Annotated in this window: 16 protein-coding genes and 1 pseudogene; 10 read left to right on the top strand and 7 right to left on the bottom strand. The window is 62.1% G+C overall.

The annotated features are described in order from the left end of the window. Positions 1-25: 25 nt before the first annotated feature. Entirely contained in the window at positions 26-2,563 is a 2,538-nt protein-coding gene (locus EDF57_RS24065) for an arylsulfatase (RefSeq protein ID WP_279587457.1), read from the top strand. Between the two features lie 420 nt (positions 2,564-2,983). On the opposite strand, the gene EDF57_RS24060 is transcribed toward EDF57_RS24065, so the two are convergent. Beyond that, entirely contained in the window at positions 2,984-4,609 is a 1,626-nt protein-coding gene (locus tag EDF57_RS24060; RefSeq protein WP_134096195.1) for a hypothetical protein, read from the bottom strand. Positions 4,610-4,949: 340 nt separating this feature from the next. Next, positions 4,950-5,165, bottom strand: coding sequence for a hypothetical protein (locus tag EDF57_RS24055; RefSeq protein WP_134096194.1), 216 nt, complete (start codon positions 5,163-5,165; stop codon positions 4,950-4,952). A gap of 149 nt (positions 5,166-5,314) precedes the next feature. On the opposite strand from EDF57_RS24055, the gene EDF57_RS24050 reads away from it, so the two are divergent. Continuing rightward, positions 5,315-6,364, top strand: coding sequence for a PAS domain S-box protein (locus tag EDF57_RS24050; RefSeq protein WP_243841273.1), 1,050 nt, complete (start codon positions 5,315-5,317; stop codon positions 6,362-6,364). A 37-nt stretch (positions 6,365-6,401) separates the two neighbouring features. Here the strand turns inward: EDF57_RS24050 and EDF57_RS24045 are convergent, their stop codons facing one another. Continuing rightward, complete coding sequence (locus EDF57_RS24045; protein WP_134096207.1) at positions 6,402-6,644, bottom strand: hotdog fold thioesterase; 243 nt, start codon at positions 6,642-6,644, stop codon at positions 6,402-6,404. A gap of 40 nt (positions 6,645-6,684) precedes the next feature. Here EDF57_RS24045 and EDF57_RS24040 point away from each other — a divergent pair, with 40 nt between their 5' ends. Then, on the top strand, positions 6,685-7,764 hold the full coding sequence (locus EDF57_RS24040; protein ID WP_134096193.1) for an IS630 family transposase: 1,080 nt from the start codon (positions 6,685-6,687) through the stop codon (positions 7,762-7,764). Here EDF57_RS24040 and EDF57_RS25875 read toward each other — a convergent pair. Both EDF57_RS25875 and EDF57_RS24030 read right to left on the bottom strand, forming a co-directional pair. Continuing rightward, entirely contained in the window at positions 7,727-8,002 is a 276-nt protein-coding gene (locus EDF57_RS25875; protein ID WP_208324949.1) for a PaaI family thioesterase, read from the bottom strand. The two genes, EDF57_RS24040 and EDF57_RS25875, sit on opposite strands and share 38 nt — an antisense overlap. Continuing rightward, the gene (locus tag EDF57_RS24030) at positions 7,999-8,565 is read right to left on the bottom strand and encodes a TetR/AcrR family transcriptional regulator (protein WP_134096192.1); all 567 of its coding nucleotides are present in this window, start codon (positions 8,563-8,565) and stop codon (positions 7,999-8,001) included. Before EDF57_RS24030 ends, EDF57_RS25875 begins: the two co-directional genes overlap by 4 nt. A gap of 62 nt (positions 8,566-8,627) precedes the next feature. Between EDF57_RS24030 and EDF57_RS24025 the strand changes: the two genes are divergently transcribed. The 5 genes from EDF57_RS24025 (at position 8,628) to EDF57_RS24005 (ending at position 13,443) form a co-directional block, all read left to right on the top strand. Then, the gene (locus EDF57_RS24025) at positions 8,628-9,452 is read left to right on the top strand and encodes an SDR family oxidoreductase (protein WP_347876968.1); all 825 of its coding nucleotides are present in this window, start codon (positions 8,628-8,630) and stop codon (positions 9,450-9,452) included. A gap of 35 nt (positions 9,453-9,487) precedes the next feature. Further along, on the top strand, positions 9,488-10,579 hold the full coding sequence (locus tag EDF57_RS24020; protein WP_134096191.1) for an alkene reductase: 1,092 nt from the start codon (positions 9,488-9,490) through the stop codon (positions 10,577-10,579). Between the two features lie 91 nt (positions 10,580-10,670). Further along, positions 10,671-11,618 (top strand): NADP-dependent oxidoreductase, encoded by a 948-nt coding sequence (locus EDF57_RS24015; RefSeq protein ID WP_208324948.1) that lies wholly within the window; start codon positions 10,671-10,673, stop codon positions 11,616-11,618. Then, a complete protein-coding gene (locus EDF57_RS24010) occupies positions 11,615-12,460 on the top strand; it encodes an alpha/beta hydrolase (protein WP_134096189.1) in 846 nt (281 codons plus the stop codon). Before EDF57_RS24015 ends, EDF57_RS24010 begins: the two co-directional genes overlap by 4 nt. 23 nt (positions 12,461-12,483) lie before the next feature. Further along, on the top strand, positions 12,484-13,443 hold the full coding sequence (locus tag EDF57_RS24005) for an aldo/keto reductase (RefSeq protein WP_134096188.1): 960 nt from the start codon (positions 12,484-12,486) through the stop codon (positions 13,441-13,443). Between the two features lie 384 nt (positions 13,444-13,827). On the opposite strand, the gene EDF57_RS24000 is transcribed toward EDF57_RS24005, so the two are convergent. Together EDF57_RS24000 and EDF57_RS23995 are read right to left on the bottom strand one after the other, a co-directional pair. Then, on the bottom strand, positions 13,828-14,130 hold the full coding sequence (locus EDF57_RS24000; protein WP_134096187.1) for a putative quinol monooxygenase: 303 nt from the start codon (positions 14,128-14,130) through the stop codon (positions 13,828-13,830). A 62-nt stretch (positions 14,131-14,192) separates the two neighbouring features. After that, a complete protein-coding gene (locus tag EDF57_RS23995; protein ID WP_134096186.1) occupies positions 14,193-15,209 on the bottom strand; it encodes an NADP-dependent oxidoreductase in 1,017 nt (338 codons plus the stop codon). Positions 15,210-15,298: 89 nt separating this feature from the next. Between EDF57_RS23995 and EDF57_RS23990 the strand changes: the two genes are divergently transcribed. Then, positions 15,299-16,240: a LysR family transcriptional regulator gene (locus tag EDF57_RS23990; RefSeq protein ID WP_134096185.1), complete on the top strand. Its 942-nt coding sequence runs from the start codon at positions 15,299-15,301 to the stop codon at positions 16,238-16,240. Between the two features lie 172 nt (positions 16,241-16,412). Continuing rightward, positions 16,413-16,789: pseudogene (locus tag EDF57_RS23985) on the top strand (integrase); the annotation flags it as partial. Positions 16,790-16,828 lie beyond the last annotated feature (39 nt).

Here is a 16,828-nt window from a genome sequence, read left to right as displayed (position 1 = left end):
TGGAAGAGGTAAAGCGCTGGTAGCCATGTGGCATATCGAAGGCGCGCTTGGCAGCACTTCAGCAAACTGCATGCGATTCTGGCCGTTGATTGGTCGGATTGGCAGCCCGATGGTTTTCCGAGGGTTTCCGCTGGAAAACCCTAGTGCCGATCGAAACCGTCAGGACGTAGCGTACGAGAAGATTTCCGCACCCGGGAGCCCTTCCATGCCTGCAATCCGCGACGATCTGCCCCGTCATATCCTTCCGATGCCAGATTCGAAGCATGTCGGAATTACCACTTATGACGCTCGCGATCCGGCGACGAAGTACCCGCCGATCACCGCGCTGCGGCCGCCCAAGGGTGCGCCGAATGTCCTGATCCTGCTGGTCGACGATGCCGGATTTGGATCGTCATCAGTCTTCGGCGGCCCCTGCCACACCCCCAACTTCGAGAAGCTGGCAAAGGGCGGGCTCAAGTATACGCGCTTCCACACCACTGCGCTGTGCTCGCCCACGCGTGCGGCACTGCTGACAGGCCGCAACCATCATTCGGTAGGCATGGGCGCCATCACCGAAATGGCTACTTCGGCGCCGGGCAACAACAGCATCCGCCCCAAGGAAAAGGCCGCTCTTGCGGAAACGATGAAGCTAAACGGCTACTCGACCGCGCAGTTCGGCAAGTGCCACGAGGTGCCTTACTGGGAGGTTTCGCCGGTCGGTCCTTTCACCCAATGGCCGACCGGGTCGGGATTCGAATACTTCTACGGCTTCGTCGGGGGCGAGGCGAACCAGTATTATCCCGGCCTTTACGAAGGCACCACGGCTGTCGAGCCGCCCAGCACGCCGGAGGAAGGCTATACGCTCAACCGTGATCTCGCCGATCACGCGATCAAGTGGATCCGCCAGCAGAAGGCACTGATGCCCGACAAGCCGTTCTTTACCTACTATGCGCCTGGCGCCACTCACGCCCCGCATCACGTGCCGCACGAGTGGTCAGACAAGTACAAGGGCAAGTTCGACGGCGGATGGGATCAACTGCGCGAGGAAACCATTGCCCGGCAAAAGAAGCTCGGCGTCATTTCCCAAAATTCCGAACTCACCAGACGCCATGACGAAATCCCTGCCTGGGATGACATGCCCGATGACCTGAAGCCCGTGCTTGCCCGTCAAATGGAGATCTATGCCGGTTTCATGGAGCAGACCGACCACGAGATCGGTCGCCTGCTGGATTCACTGGAAGACCTCGGTATCCTGGACGACACGTTGATCTATCTCATTGTCGGCGACAACGGCGCATCGGCCGAAGGCACCATCAACGGCTGCTTCAACGAGATGACGACGCTCAACGGCATGCCGGCGATCGAGACGGTAGACTTCCTGCGCAGCAAGATCGCCGATTTCGGCACCCCTAAAGCCTACAACCACTATGCGGTGGGTTGGGCGCACGCCCTTTGCGCACCCTATCAATGGACGAAGCAGGTTGCCTCACACTGGGGCGGAACCCGCAACGGCACGGTTGTCCACTGGCCGAACGGGATCAAGGCAAAGGGCGAAATCCGCAGCCAGTTCCATCACGTCATCGACGTGGCAAAGACGATCCTTGAAGTCTGCGGACTACCCGAACCGGTGTTCGTGAACGGCATCGCCCAGGCACCGCTCGAGGGTTTCTCTATGGTGCCGACCTTCAACGATCTAAAGGCACCGGAGATTCACGATCTCCAGTACTTCGAGATGATGGGCAATCGCGGCCTCTATCACCAGGGCTGGACTGCTGCGACCAAGCACCGCACTCCGTGGAAAGCCGACCAGCCCGGTCCCTTCGACGACGATATCTGGGAGCTTTACGGTCCCGACGACTGGACCCAGACCGACAACCTTGCCGGACAGAATCCCGCCAAGCTCGCCGAGCTGCAGAGGTTGTGGCTGGTCGAGGCGACCAAGTACAACGTCATTCCGCTAGACGATCGCGGGTTCGAACGCATCAATCCCGACATTGCCGGCCGCCCGCAACTTATCTCCGGCAATTCCCAGTTGCTGTTTCCGGGGATGCGGGTGAGCGAGGCATGCGTACTCACGCTCAAGAACAAGTCTCATTCGGTGACCGCCGATGTCGTCATTCCTGATGACGGAGCGAACGGGGTTATCATCACGCAGGGCGGCAGCGTCGGCGGCTGGACGCTCTATGCCAAGGACGGCAAACTGAAGTACTGCTACAACTTCTTTGGGATCGAACATTATTTCACCGAGGCCGAAGCCGCGATCCCTCCTGGCGCCCACCAGCTTCGCATGGAGTTCGCCTATGACGGGGGCGGCCTCGCCAAGGGCGGCGACATCACGCTTTACTACGACGGCAAAGCGGTAGGTAAGGGCCGCGTCGATAAATCGCAGCCCATGGGCTATTCCGCTGACGAAGCCTGCGATGTCGGCGGCGATACCGGATCGCCTGCATCGCCGGACTATGGCCCCACAGGGAACCGCTTCAACGGCACGATCAATTGGGTGCAGATCGACATCGGCAACGACGATCACGATCACCTCATTACGGCGGAGGACAAGTTTAACCTGGCTATGGCACGGCAATAGGTTTCAAAACCTCCTTGGAACCTGGGCGGAAGCTAGGTCTTCTCGGCGTTGCAAATAGCTTGTTTGTTGACCAGCGCTGGTGGTGACGCCGGCGCTGGTCGCGCTTTCTGAAGGTACGTTTTGTCATGAAAGTATTTCGCGCACCGACTCGTTCGAAATCCTCTTCGTTACGCGAGTTCGCGAGGGCAACTTGCTCGCCCGAAACTTTCCGTTTGTTGTCTGACTTTTCATGGGTCATTGAACGACGGCTTATGGCGTGATCTGACATTCCCTTAGCCTCGTCGGAACGACCTTAGCTGGGTCGGATGCCGCCGGAAGCGGCGACGGCGGTCTGAGGCGCGGCAGCATGATCGTCGTCTCTCCCGGTTAAGCAGGTTTTTAAGGGGCAGAGCGGGGATGTCTGAACCAGTAGACACGTCTTCACGGCGTTTCTTGCTGGCGCGCCTCTGCCAACTGCGGCCGTTCTGAGTGGTCAGGGTGCGGGGACATGGCCAGCAGCTTCTGAAAGTAGGTCTTGGCGCTATGACCGTTGCCGGCTCGCTTAGCCGCCTTGGCGGCACCGTACAGCGACCAGAACCGATTGGGCTCCTGAACAAGCGACGCCTCGAACGCCGCCAGCGCTTCATCCGGCTGGTTATCTCCTAATAGCATCTCGCCCAGCATCTCCCGAGCCGGCGCCAACGGTCCGGGCGTTACGGAGGCCAATTGGGTCTTGTCCTCAAGGTCAGCAGCCTGGCGCATGCCCGTCAGGGCTTCGACGACATGACCTTCCTCTAAGGCAAGGGTTGCAGCAACTTCCCGCCGCTGAATGTCCGTCTGCCCTGCCCAATAGCCCTCGCCCTGCTGAACAAGCTTGACGTGGATCTGGTCCAGCGACGAGATCGCCAACCGCGCGGCGGCCGCGTCTTTCAGGTGCGCCGCGCCCAGGCCCCGGGCAAAATAGGTGATCGATTCTGCGTAGGGAAAGCGGCTCGACGTCGGCTCGAGCCTGGCCGCCCTTGCCCAGTCGCGGCGCTCGAGCGCGTAGCGCGCCGGTATCGCGGCGTGGGCGTAGTAGGCCGCCGAAGCAGGCGCGGCGCCGTTGGCTTTAGTGGGATCGAAGCGCGAAAACACTTGGACAGAGGCTTCGGCAAGCTGCCCGGCAGCCTTGTCCTGTCCAGTCTGCAGGTAGGCGTAGATCATGTAGTCGCTGGCGTGCAGTTCGTCGGCTGGTTGACCGGCGGCCCGCGCCGAGGTCGCCGAAGCCAGGTTGGTGTCGATCGAAGCCTGCCAGTCGCCGATCCGTGTGAAGGTGTGGGAGGGCATGTGCAGGGCATGGGGAGTCGAGGGCGCGATCGCGCCGTAGCGCTTCGCTGCCCCGGCGGCGCGTGACGCCAGGGCCGGCTCGTCATAGGCGTGGATGATATAGTGGGCCAAGCCAGGATGGTCGGGGTACTTGGCGAACAGGCCTTCAAGGATCGCGCCGGACTTCAGCTGATTGGCGTAGGTCTTGTCGGCCGGATCGGCGGCCGCTGCGAGCGCCAGCGCGTAAAAGATCCTGGCTTCGATGTCCTTGGGATAGTCGGCGGCCAGACGCTCCATTGCGCGTTCGTAAGCGACGGTTCGAGCGTCCTGGTCCAAGATCGCGGTGTCGATGTAGAGGTGCGCTACCGCCTCGATATAAGCACGTTCGCGCGAGGTCTTGGCCTTCAGAGCGCGACCGGTCTGGACCGCCTCGAGGCCCTGTTTCAGCTGTAACGGCGACTTGAATCCGGCAAACGGGTTGCTCCAGCTGCTCAGCGAGATTCCCCAATAGGCGATGGCGCAACTGGGGTCAGCCGCAAGTGCTGCGCGGTAGCCGTCGATCGCCGGGCCAAATTGGAAAGAGTGCATGAGCGCCACAGCGCGATTGAAGCGCGGCTGAGCCTCCGCGTTGCAAGAGGTCTCGAAGCTGACGCTGCCAAGTCGCTCCATCGAAGTATGGTCATGCCCGGCCATCTGTGCCGACGCCGGGCCTACAGAGAGCGCGACCAGGAGCCATGCGGCACGAAAGATCTTCGATCTCATGATACCTAGCCCTTCAAATAGAGACTCGGGACATAGTCGATTTTCTGTGTCTAAAAGTCTATCGCTGTGAATGCAGAAGGACCAACGCGCCTAAACCTCCGCATGATGATAACGGCTGGATGCGAAGCGGACAGCCCTCCGCGTGCTCGATCTAAAACGAACGACCGGTTCCGAAGCGAGCGGACGTTCAAGAACCGGCCAAGGAATGTCGCAAACTGGTCGTCTGCGGACTGGCAGCGGCGAGGGCGGTCTGAGGCGCGGCAGCATGATCGTCGCCTCTCCCGGTTAAGCAGGGTTTTTAAGGGGCAGAGCGGGGATGTCTGAACTTGTAGACACGTCTTCACGGCGTTGCTTGCTGGCGCGCCTCTGCCAACTGCGGCCGTTCTGGGTGGTCAGGGTGCGGGGACATGGCCAGCAGCTTCTGAAAGTAGGTCTTGGCGCTCTGACCGTTGCCGGCTCGCTTAGCCGCCTTGGCGGCACCGTAAAGCGACCAGAACCGATTGGGCTCCTCCTGAACAAGCGACGCTTCGAACGCCGGCTGGGTCCACTGGTACAACGAACATCGTCTTTTCGGACCCATCGGCTATATTCCACCTGCCGAAGCAGAGGCTAACTACTATGCAGCCATAGAGACCCTCGATATGGTTGCCTGACTCAAACCATACTGCCTCCGGAAAACCCGGGACGCTTCAGAGCAAAGTCGACGTGCAATCGAGAGACGACTCTACCGCCATCGAGACATTGCACACGCTGTTAGGCGGGGCGTCCGTCGGCGAAACCCAGAATGCCGCGGCATGGCTCGCCGCGATCGTCGAAAGCAGCGACGACGCGATCCTCAGCAAGACGCTAGATGGCATCATTACGTCGTGGAATCCGGGTGCCGCACGGTTGTTCGGGTTCACCGCCGACGAAGCGATTGGGCAGCCGATCACAATCATCATTCCGGAGGATCGCCTTTCCGAAGAGACAACGATCATCGGCAAGATACGGCAGGGCGAGCGGGTTGAACATTTCGAGACCGTGCGTCGCCGCAAGGATGGTACGCCGGTCGACATTTCGTTGACGGTATCGCCAGTCCGGGATCGTGAGGGGCGCATCATCGGCGCTTCGAAGATCGCGCGCGACGTCACCGAGACCCGCAGGGCGACCGAACGGCAGATGCTGCTACTTCAAGAAATGAACCACCGGATTAAGAACCTGTTCGCGTTGACGACGGGGCTCGTCACATTGAGCGCACGGGGCGCGGAGAGCGTCGAGCAGCTGAAGGCCGACTTGTCGGAGCGTATTTCCTCGCTCGCGCGTGCCCATAATCTGACACTGACCGAAATCGGGGGCGATCCGGCAGCGAATGTGACCACATTGAGGGCGCTCCTCGAGGCAATCCTCGCACCTTATGACGAGATCGCCGCGCCTCGTGTCGAGATCCATGGTTGCGACGTCCCGGTCGGTTCGGGCGCGCTGACCTCGCTTGCCCTGCTGTTCCACGAACTGGCGACCAACGCTGCGAAGTATGGCGCACTCTCGCCTGATGGCGGCGAGCTCGCCATTCACATCACCACGGAAGACAAGAGCCTGGCGTTGCACTGGCAGGAGACGTTACCGGCTAAATTGGGCGGCACACCCGAACGCGAGGGTTTCGGCAGCCATCTTGAACAGGCGTCGATCTGCGGTCTTTGCGGCACGATCGAACGTGCATGGCGACCCGAAGGGCTAGCGATCGACATCCGCTTGCCCCTCGCTCAGTTGATGAGCTGAGCGACCCATATTGTTCGACCCTTGCTGGACATGAATCTCAGTGCTTAATCGGAAACACCAGCAACGTTGAGGTAGCAGAGGCGCATAACCTGCCCTGCGCATCGACCAGTCGCGCCTCGGAGAAGCCCACACGGCGTCCCAGCGTTACCAGCTTTCCTTCTGCGCGAACTGGACCGCTCGTTTCGCTGAGCGCCCGGTGATAGGCCACCTTGAGTTCTAGCGTCGTGTAGCCCTGTCCGGCCGGGAGGCTAGTGGTTGCCGCCTGACACTTGAGTCCGATTAGGGATTCCCATTAGGCTTCGGCCGTGCGAGTCAGGGGGATGCGCAGCGGTATAGTCATCGACCTGGGTTCCGCGGACCGAGAGCGTCTCGAACGGATATGGAAGGATCGCAACACCCCTCAGAAGCACGCCTGGCGCGCCGAGATCGTGCTTCTGAGCGCCAACGGGCTCGGCACCAGCGAGATCATGCGCCGGACAGGCACGTCGAAGACATGCGTGTGGCGCTGGCAAGAGCGGTTCATGCAGGAAGGGGTGGAAGGCCTGCTGCGCGACAAGACCCGCCCGTCGCGCATCCCTGCTCTGACCCCAGAGGTTGTCGCATGGGTAGTCACCCGCACGCATGAGGAGCCGCCCGGTGAAACGACCCACTGGACGGCCTCACTGATGGCCCGCGAAGCGGGCATCAGCGCCAGTTCGGTTCACCGGATCTGGCGTGGCCATGGCCTCCAACCCCACCGCGTTCGGCAGTTCAAGCTTTCCAATGATCCTGAGTTCATCGACAAGCTCCGCGACGTCGTCGGCCTTTATGTAGCGCCGCCCGCCCACGCGATCGTCTTGTCGTTCGATGAGAAGAGCCAGATCCAGGCCCTCGACAGATCTCAGCCCGGCCTGCCGCTCAAGAAGGGACGAGCCGGCACCATGACCCATGATTACAAACGCAATGGCACCACCACGCTCTTTGCCACGCTCAATGTGCTCGACGGGACCGTGATCGGTCGCAACATGCAGCGGCATCGCCACCAGGAATTCATCCGCTTTCTCAATCTGATCGAAGCGCGCGTCCCCGCCGGCAAGGCGATCCATGTAATCCTCGACAACTACGCTGCCCATAAGCATCCCAAGGTCCGCGAGTGGCTCGAGCGGCACCCGCGCTTCACCTTTCACTTTACGCCAACGTCGTGCTCCTGGCTCAACGCCGTCGAGGGCTTCTTCGCCAAGCTTACTAATCGCCGGCTCAAACGCGGCGTCTTCCATTCGCTCGTCGACCTTCAGGCCGCCATCAACCGCTTCCTGGCCGAGCACAATGAAAGCCCAAAACCCTTCGTCTGGACCGCCGATCCTGACAAAATCATCGCCGCCGTCAGGCGCGGGCACCAAACGTTAGATTCCAATCACTAGAATGCACGGCACAGCCACAGGCGCTGTCGAGCAAGGTAGCGACATAGCCGCCGTGGACCGAGCCGATCGGATTGAACACCTTGCGTGATGGCGATCCTTCGAAGACTACGCGCCCGCGCTCCAGTTCGACCAACCGGAATTCCAGTGTCTCGCCGATCGGCGGTTGGCGGTTGGCCGCGATCAGCGCAGCCAGCTGATCATGGCCGTCGAGGTCGGCGAGATCCTGCGTCACGTTCATGCCGATGTTCCTGATGCCGTGGCCTTCTCGGCGAGCCAGGAGCGCGTCTCGGCAAGAAGTTCGTCCGAAAGTGCCTGATCGTCCACTGCACGCGCCAACACCACTGCACCGACCATTGCCGACCATCGACCAATCGCGTCGCGGCGGCGTTCGGCATGATCGCCGCCGGGGAGCGTCGCCGCAAAACGTTCAATTTGCGCCTCTAGCCCAACTGCCATCGCGCCGCGCGCTGCAGGCGCTTGCTGACGCATCAGCCCTGCAAGGCTTGCTGTCGGGCACCCCTGGTTGGGATGATCGCGGTGCAGGGGCGAGAGATAGGCATCCGTCCATGTTTCCAGATCCGCTATGCCATTGCCTTCGCCCGTCATCGCCGCGGCGACAGTCGCCGCGATCAGATCATCCTTCGAGGCGAAGTGGCTGTAAAAACCGCCATGCGTCTGCCCGGCAGCCTTCATCACGTCGGCTACGGTGACTGCAGCGAAACCATGCTCGCGGAACAAGCGGCTTGCCTCACGCAGGATGCGTACGCGATTTTCCACCATCTGCCCACGACTGACTCTCATCGAAAAATCTCCACGGTCCCCATTGACACTTTCATGATGGCCATCACATTTATAGAAACGCGATGATCATCATGAATATAGTGATTTTCTGGAAAAAGGGCAATGCGATGACCAAACCTGCCGTTCTTATCACCGGCGCTTCGACCGGGATCGGTGCCACATATGCCGATCGGTTCGCCCGGCGCGGCCACGATCTGGTGTTGGTCGCGCGCGACGCCGCCCGCATGGAGGCGCTGGCGACCGGCCTGCGCGCGCAGACTGGCGTGTCGATCGACATCCTGCCTGCCGACCTGACCCGCGCCGATGAGATCGCGGCGGTGGAGGCGCGGCTGCGCGATGACGATCGGATCAGCATCCTCCTCAACAACGCAGGTGCTGGTCTGAACGGCAGCTTCGTCGATCAGCCCACGGACGCGATCACGCAGCTGATCGCGCTCAACACGACATCGGTGACGCGCCTCGCCAGTGCAGTGGCCCCCCGCCTGGCCGCGCGCGGGGATGGCGCGATCATCAACATCGGTTCGGTCGTGGGACTGGCACCGGAACTGGGTATGTCGGTCTACGGGGCAACCAAGGCGTTCGTGTTGTTCCTGTCGCAGGGACTGGCGTTGGAGCTTGGGCCAAAGGGCGTGTATGTTCAGGCGGTACTTCCTGCCGCGACCCGCACGGAATTGTGGGGGCGTGCCGGTGCCGACGAGGCGAACCTGCCGCCCATGATGGACGTGAACGATCTGGTCGATGCGGCGCTGGTCGGCTTCGACAAGCGCGAGGGCGTCACCATCCCGCCTTTGCATGATGGCAGGTTGTGGGATGCCTTTGATGGCGCCCGCAAGGCGATGCTCCCCGGCTTCGGCACGACGCAGCCCGCATCACGCTACGTCGCCTGAACTTTCACCATATAGATACGAAGGGACGACCGCTTATGACCGGCACCACACTTTTCTCGACCTATGACCTCGGCGATATCACGCTCGCCAACCGCGTCGTGATGGCCCCGCTGACCCGCAATCGCGCAGGTGCAGGCTTGGTGCCAAGCGAATTTGCGGCTGAGTACTATGCCCAGCGCGCCAGCGCCGGGCTGATCATCACCGAGGCGACGCAGGTGTCGGCGCAGGCGCAGGGCTATCAGGACACCCCCGGCCTCTACACGCCCGAACAGATCGCCGGCTGGCGCAAGGTGACCGATGCCGTCCATGCCAAGGGTGGCCGTATCTTCGTGCAGCTGTGGCATGTCGGACGGATCAGCCATGTCGATCTCCATGGCGGCGAAGCGCCCGTAGCGCCCTCGGCTATGCGGGCGGAGACCAAGACGTTCGTGAACAATGGCTTTGCCGATGTGTCCGAGCCGCGCGCGCTGGAACTCAATGAGATCCCCGGCATCGTCGATAGCTTCCGTCAGGCCGCCGCTAATGCGATAGCGGCCGGGTTCGACGGCGTGGAGGTTCATGGCGCCAACGGCTACTTGCTCGACCAGTTTGCCAAGGACGGCGCCAACCAGCGCAGCGACAGCTATGGCGGCTCGGTCGAGAACCGGGCCCGGCTGATGATCGAGGTCGTGGCGGCGGTGGCCGGAGAGATCGGCCAGAACCGCACCGGCATCCGCCTGTCTCCCGTGTCGCCCGCCAATGGCATTTCGTCCAGCAATCCGCAGGCGCAGTTCGACTATATCGTGGCCCAGCTGGATAAGCTGGACATTGCCTATATCCATGTTGTCGAAGGCGCGACCGGTGGCCCGCGCGACGTTGCGCCCTTCGATTTCGCAGCACTGCGCAAGGCGTTCCGCAACACCTACATCGCCAACAACGGCTTCGATCACACTCTGGCCGAGGGGCATTTGGCGAAGGGCGAAGCCGACCTGATCGCCTTCGGGCGGCCTTTCATCGCCAATCCCGACCTGGTGGAACGCCTGAAATACGGTGCTGCACTGGCCGAGATCGATCCCGCCACCCTCTACGGTGGCGGCGCAGAGGGGTACATCGATTACCCTGTAGCGAACGCCGATACGGCGGCGTGATCGACTACAGGGAGAAAATGCCATGAAGGCCTATATTCTGGACCGCTACGGCAAGGGGCAGCCCCTTCGCCTTGGCGATCTGCCCGAGCCGGTGCCCGGCTCCGACGAGGTGTTGGTCGAAATCCGAGCGACCGGGCTCAACCAGCTCGACAGCAAGATCCGCGACGGCGCGTTCAAGCCGATCCTGCCGTACAAGCCGCCTTTCGTGCTGGGCCATGATCTGGCTGGGGTTGTCCTGTCGGTGGGCTCCGCCGTGCGGCGCTTCAAACCGGGCGATGCCGTCTATGCCCGTCCTCGCGATGGTAAGATCGGCACTTTTGCCGAGCGCATCACGGTCGACGAGGCCGATCTGGCCCACAAGCCAGCTAGCCTTTCGATGGAAGAGGCCGCCTCGCTGCCGCTGGTCGCGCTTACCGTCTGGCAGGTGCTGGTCGAACGGGCGCGCCTGAAGGCCGGGCAGAAGATCCTGATCCACGCCGGATCGGGCGGCGTCGGCACGATCGCGATCCAGCTTGCCAAACATCTTGGCGCCACCGTCGCGACCACGACCAGCGCGGCAAATACCGACTTGGTGCGTAGCCTCGGCGCGGACGTGGTGATCGATTACAGGACGCAGGATTTCTCGGCGATGCTGTCGGGCTACGATGTCGTGCTCAACAGTCTTGATGCCAAGACGCTGGAGGCTTCGCTCAAGGTGCTCAAACCCGGCGGCCAACTGATCTCGATTTCGGGGCCACCCGACCCGACCTTTGCACGGGCGCAGGGGCTGAACGCCTTGCTTCGCCTTGTCCTGCGCCTGATGAGTGCCGGTATTCGCCGAAAAGCCCGGCGTGTGGGTGTCGACTATTCGTTCTTGTTCATGCGCGCCGATGGCGGGCAACTCGGCGAGATTGCGACATTGATCGAGGATGGGACGATCCGTCCGGTGGTCGATCGTACTTTTCCGTTCGGGAAGTTGAATGAAGCCATGACTTATGTCGATAAAGGCCGCGCCAAGGGAAAGGTCGTCGTCAGTCTGAAGGGCGGTGGCGGATCATGACACAGCGCCAGGAGGACTGGAACACAGTTCAGACCCGCCACATCGAGGTGGCAGGCACACGGTTTGCCTATCGCCGCCTCGGACCGGAAGCGGGCGTGCCGGTGGTGATGCTCAACCACTGGGGTGCGAACCTCGACAATTTCGATCCGCCCATCGTCACGGGACTAGCTGCTGACAGGCCCGTCTATGCCATAAATTATCGCGGGATCGGCGCATCCGGTGGCAAACCGCCGCTGACCGTCGCGGCGATGGCGGCGGACATGATCGCGGCGATCCGCTCGCTCGGACTCGAGCAGGTCGATCTGATCGGTTTCTCGCTCGGCGGCTTCGTCGCACAGCAGATCCTGCTCGACACACCTGATCTGGTGCGGCGGGCGATATTGGCAGGCACCGGCCCTGCCGGCGGTACCGGTATCGAGAAGGTCGGTTCGGTTTCCTGGCCCTTGATCCTGAAGGGACTCCTGACCTTCCGCGACCCTAAGACCTATCTGTTCTTCACGGCGAGTGGACAGAGCCGCAGCGCTGGCAAGGCATTTCTAAACCGCTTGAAGATGCGCAAGGCGGATCGCGACAAGAACGTTGGGCTCAGCGCGTTCGGACGGCAGCTCAAGGCGATTGAGGCGTGGGGGCTGCAGGCGCAGCAACCGTTGGAGACGATCCGTCAGCCGGTTCTCGTTGCCAACGGCGATCACGACATCATGGTCCCGACCGAAAATTCGCGCGAACTCGCGCAGCGCATCCCCGGCGCCGAGCTCGTCCTGTACCCCGACGCCGGACACGGCGGCATCTTCCAATATCATGAAGCTTTTCTCGAAAAGGCCAGGGCCTTCCTCGCCGCCTGAGCGGTCGACACGGAGATACGAACATGGACTACGTGACCTTCGGCCACACCGGCCTTCAAGTTTCGAACCTTGCACTTGGCACCGGCAATTTCGGCACCGGCTGGGGCTATGGCGCCGATGCCGACGCCGCGCGAGCCATCTTCAACGTTTATGTCGAGGCTGGCGGTAATTTCATCGACACCGCCGATGTCTATCAGTTCGGCCAGTCCGAGGAGATCGTCGGCGATCTCCTGAAGGGGCGCCGCGAGGATTTCGTGCTGGCGACCAAGTTTGCCAACGGCGCCGTATCTGCGCCGAATCGCCTCGTCACGGGCAACAGCCGCAAGGCGATGGTCGCCTCGGTAGAAGCTAGCCTCAAGCGCCTCAAGACCGACCGGATCGACCTCTACTGGGTTCACCATCCGGACACGGCCACGCCGTCGGAAGAGATCGTGCGCGGCCTCGACGATCTCGCCCGCGCCGGCAAGATCCTCTATGCCGGGCTCTCCAATTTCCCCGCGTGGCGACTGGCACATGCTGCGACGATCGCCGCGCTTACAAGTGCGGTGCCGATTGCCTCTGCCCAGTTCGAGCACAGTCTTGTGCACCGCAATCCGGAGACCGACCTGTTCCCGGCATGCCACGCGCTCGGCATCGCTCCCGTCACCTGGTCGCCGCTTGGCGGAGGCGTACTGACCGGCAAGTATCGCAATGGTGAGACCGGCCGGAAGGAAGGCTTTGGCGGCCGCGTCTTCCAGGTGGAAGATAGCGCAATTCGTACTGCAACGGTTGATGCTGTGCTGGCAATTGCGCAGGAACTCGACACCAGCCCGGACCGCGTCGCCATCGCTTGGGCCATGGGGCATGGCGCCGTTCCGCTCATCGGACCGCGCACACTTGAGCAGGCGCGGAGCAACCTTGGTGCCGCCGCATTATCACTCTCGCCGGAACATCGCAGTAGGCTCGATTTTGCAAGCACGCCCCCGGCAGGGGCGACAGTCTGATCAATCCCAAAAGGCGAGCGCCTCATGCTTCCCCCGACTGGCATAGCGCCGTGCCAAACATGGCGCAGACGAGGATCTAAGCCGGTTGTAACAGCTGCACCGGCAGCTTTTGTCTGGGGCGGACGCTTCCGGTGGCAAATGTGAACGACGCATTCTGGTCGACTGCCGCCGCCGCTCCTGGGCATCCGGGCTATCGGGCCAGCCGTTCGGGGCGGCAGATTCGGCCAATATCGGTCATAATGGGCGAACCGCAATGCTCTCCGATGAATCAGAACGGATCAACGGCCGACCGATTCCGGCTCGGGCCAATTGGGCAAATCGGGATCGGCTACGAGAGCGACGCGATCTTCCAGCGCGCCCGCGGTGCGGGCGGGTTAAGCGGGATTAATCTGCGATTAGGTCGCGCTCGTTCGATGCATCATATTTGCAGATGTCACCGCGCATCTTGCCTTCCCAGTGCTGGACGAACGCTTTCGTTTCAGGCGCGTCCAGATGGGCATTGAGCGCGGCCTGATCGTGCCACCGCTCCGCAATCAACAGCCGGCCAGCCTGTGCGTCGTCGACGGCAGCGTCATAGGAAAGGCTCCCGGGACGCTGCCGGACGACAACGGCAATCGCCTGAAGTTCGGCGTGGAAGCGCGACAGGTCGGACGGGTCAACATGCATGTATCCGGTGACGATCAGCATGATGTCTACTCGTGATCGCTCCGGACCGGCAGCACCTTGTGCAGATCCGGAGCGTTTGTTGGTCAGGCGACGGTAAGGACGATCTTGCCCTGGATGTTGCCCTGCGCAGCGCGCTCGTGGGCGCGGGCGGCTTCGGCGAGCGGAAAGCTGCTATCCACGACCACCTTGACCGTACCGTAGGCCAGCAAGCGCCCCGCCTCGTCGAGTTGCGCGCCGTTGGAGCGAACCTGCGTCACCGAGACGGTGATGCCCAGAGCCTCCGCCTTGTCATGACCTTCAAAGCCAAGCGGGTTGACGAGGAACAGCGCACCGCCGCGCTTGATCGTCTGCAGGAAGCGATCGATCGTGGTGCCGCCCACGGCATCGATCACGAGATCCGCATCGCGCACGATCTCTTCGGCTGCCGTCCGGGTGTAGTCGATGAACCGGTCGACGCCCAGATCGCGCATGAGCGCTTCATGCTTGCCCGAGGCGATGGCGATGACGCGCGCGCCCTGCCACTTCGCCAACTGGACGGCGAAATGGCCGACACCACCACCGGCCCCGTTGACCACTACCGTCTTGCCCGCCAGCGGGACCGGACGGTGCGTAAAGGACTGGAACGGGTTCGGCGCGTCATGGCCGAGGTCGATCAGGAACTGCCAGGCGGTGAGAAGCGACATCGGCGCAGCAGCGGCCTGCGCATGGTCGATGCCGGCGGGTTTGAGCGCCAGTTCCGCGGCGGGCACGCTGACATACTCGGCATAGGCGCCGCTGCCCGTCATCAGATCCTCGGGAAAGCGGACCATGGCATAGACGTCATCGCCCACAGCAAACCCGGTCACGCCAGCGCCCAATGCGGCGACAACGCCTGAAACGTCCGTGCCGAGGATCAGCGGGAACACCGCATCCGGGCGCCATTCAGGCGGAAGCGCACGGTAGCCATCGCGCAGATACAGATCGGGCGGATTGAGGCTCGCAGCATGGACGCGCACCAGTACCTCCCCGGCGCCCGCGATCGGGCGTTGGGCATCTTCGTAACGCAGCACATCGGGTCCACCGAATTCGTGCAGGCGTGCCGCTTTCATCATCTCGTTCATCGTCGATCTCGCATGGAATGTCTGATGACCCCGATGTAGCGACACGATCGCGGGTTGATAATGATTGGGAACGTCGCTTCAATAATGCTATGAAGGAACAATTAGGCCTCGAACGCCTCACCGGCCTGCTCGCATTCGCCCGCGCAGCTTCACTCGGCAGCTACACGGCAGCCGCGCATAGTCTGGGGATCTCGCCATCGGCCATCAGCAAGAGCGTTCAGCGATTGGAGCGTGATCTCGGCGTTTCGCTCCTCACGCGCACCACCCGCTCGCTTACGCTTACCGAGGAGGGACGAAACCTGCATGACCGCGCGCTGCGATTGCTCCGGGATGTAGCAGAGATCGAGCAGGTCGCGAAAGCCGCACGGGCAGAGCCGTCCGGCACTCTGCGGATCGCCGCTTCCCTGCCGATGGGTCTGCATATGATCGTGCCTCTGCTCCCCCGGTTCCGGGCCCGCCATCCCAAGGTGACGATCGATCTGCGCCTGAGCGATCAACGGGTGGACATCATCGAGGACGGCATCGATCTGGCCGTTCGCATCGGAGATCTTTCTGATTCACGGCTGCTGTCGCGGCGGCTCGCACCGCATGGCCTGTGCTGTTACGCATCGCCGACGTATCTGGAGGGACGGGCGCCGCCGGCTCACCCTGATGAACTGGTCGACCACGAAACAGTCAATCTGCGTTACCAGAGCACTGGGCAAACCTTCCGCTGGCCGTTCCGTATCGGTGCCAGGGAGGTTGAACTGGTGCCTGCAGCCGGGATTGTCGTCGATGCCAGTGAAGGCGTGATCGCTGCCATCGCCGCCGGTGGCGGGATTGGCGTCGGGGCAAGCTTCATGGCCGCCCCTTGGGTCGCACGGGGCGCACTGGTTCCTGTCCTGACGGAGTTCGCCGTGGAGCGACACAACGTCACGGCGATCTGGCCGGAAAGTCGTCGCTCCAATCCAGCCGTTCGCGCGTTTCTCAATGTGTTGATCGATGAGGTGCCGATCGCGGCCGCGGGAAATAGCCTATCAGATCGACGGTGAACAACTGCAGCTTACCAGATCTCCTTCGAACGGCAGCTTCTGTCAGGAGCAGACGTTCGCGATAGCTGATCTGAGCGACGGGCTGTGGCCGGCACAGGCCCCAAAGCAATTCGCCCGCGTCCTCGCCGACAAGCGTTCTGCATTTGGCCGATCTGGCCACAGGAGAACGACCATGGAGATGCCTGAAACCGAACTTACCGCCATCAAGCGCCCGGTCTGGAATGCCGGAAGGACCGTGGGTGCAAAGCGGGCTCTGAAACCAAAGCAGATCTGGGAAATCCGTTTCTACCTCAATCAGCGCCGCCGCCTGCGAGATCGGGCGCTTTTCGATTTGGCGATCGATAGCAAGCTTCGGGGCTGCGACTTGGTGCAGATGAAGATCGGCGACATTGTCAGCGGCGGACAGATCCGAACGCGAGCAATTGTGATGCAGCAAAAACGGGACGGCCCGTTCAGTTCGAGCTGCTGCCGGACGCTCGGGCAAGCCTGCTGGCTTGGCTGGATCGGCGCGGCGGCACGGTGGACGATTATGTCTCTCCCAGCAGAGTATGAGAACGGCGGTGGAATAGTCGGCCACGGTAGCGGCGG

Source organism: Novosphingobium sp. PhB55 (genome assembly GCF_004368805.1).
In the GTDB taxonomy this organism is placed as follows: Bacteria; Pseudomonadota; Alphaproteobacteria; order Sphingomonadales; family Sphingomonadaceae; genus Novosphingobium.
The sequence above is the reverse complement of the archived record's forward strand: the minus strand, read 5'-3'. Positions and strand labels throughout refer to the sequence as shown.

Coding starts and splice junctions, on each gene's coding strand:
- EDF57_RS25875 (WP_208324949.1), bottom strand. CDS start 8,002: ATGAACGTGACGCAGGATCTCGCCGACCTCGACGGCCATGATCAGCTG.
- EDF57_RS23990 (WP_134096185.1), top strand. CDS start 15,299: ATGAAGGAACAATTAGGCCTCGAACGCCTCACCGGCCTGCTCGCATTC.
- EDF57_RS24060 (WP_134096195.1), bottom strand. CDS start 4,609: ATGAGATCGAAGATCTTTCGTGCCGCATGGCTCCTGGTCGCGCTCTCT.
- EDF57_RS24010 (WP_134096189.1), top strand. CDS start 11,615: ATGACACAGCGCCAGGAGGACTGGAACACAGTTCAGACCCGCCACATC.
- EDF57_RS24020 (WP_134096191.1), top strand. CDS start 9,488: ATGACCGGCACCACACTTTTCTCGACCTATGACCTCGGCGATATCACG.
- EDF57_RS24025 (WP_347876968.1), top strand. CDS start 8,628: ATGATCATCATGAATATAGTGATTTTCTGGAAAAAGGGCAATGCGATG.
- EDF57_RS24040 (WP_134096193.1), top strand. CDS start 6,685: ATGCGCAGCGGTATAGTCATCGACCTGGGTTCCGCGGACCGAGAGCGT.
- EDF57_RS24005 (WP_134096188.1), top strand. CDS start 12,484: ATGGACTACGTGACCTTCGGCCACACCGGCCTTCAAGTTTCGAACCTT.
- EDF57_RS23995 (WP_134096186.1), bottom strand. CDS start 15,209: ATGAACGAGATGATGAAAGCGGCACGCCTGCACGAATTCGGTGGACCC.
- EDF57_RS24000 (WP_134096187.1), bottom strand. CDS start 14,130: ATGCTGATCGTCACCGGATACATGCATGTTGACCCGTCCGACCTGTCG.
- EDF57_RS24065 (WP_279587457.1), top strand. CDS start 26: ATGTGGCATATCGAAGGCGCGCTTGGCAGCACTTCAGCAAACTGCATG.
- EDF57_RS24030 (WP_134096192.1), bottom strand. CDS start 8,565: ATGAGAGTCAGTCGTGGGCAGATGGTGGAAAATCGCGTACGCATCCTG.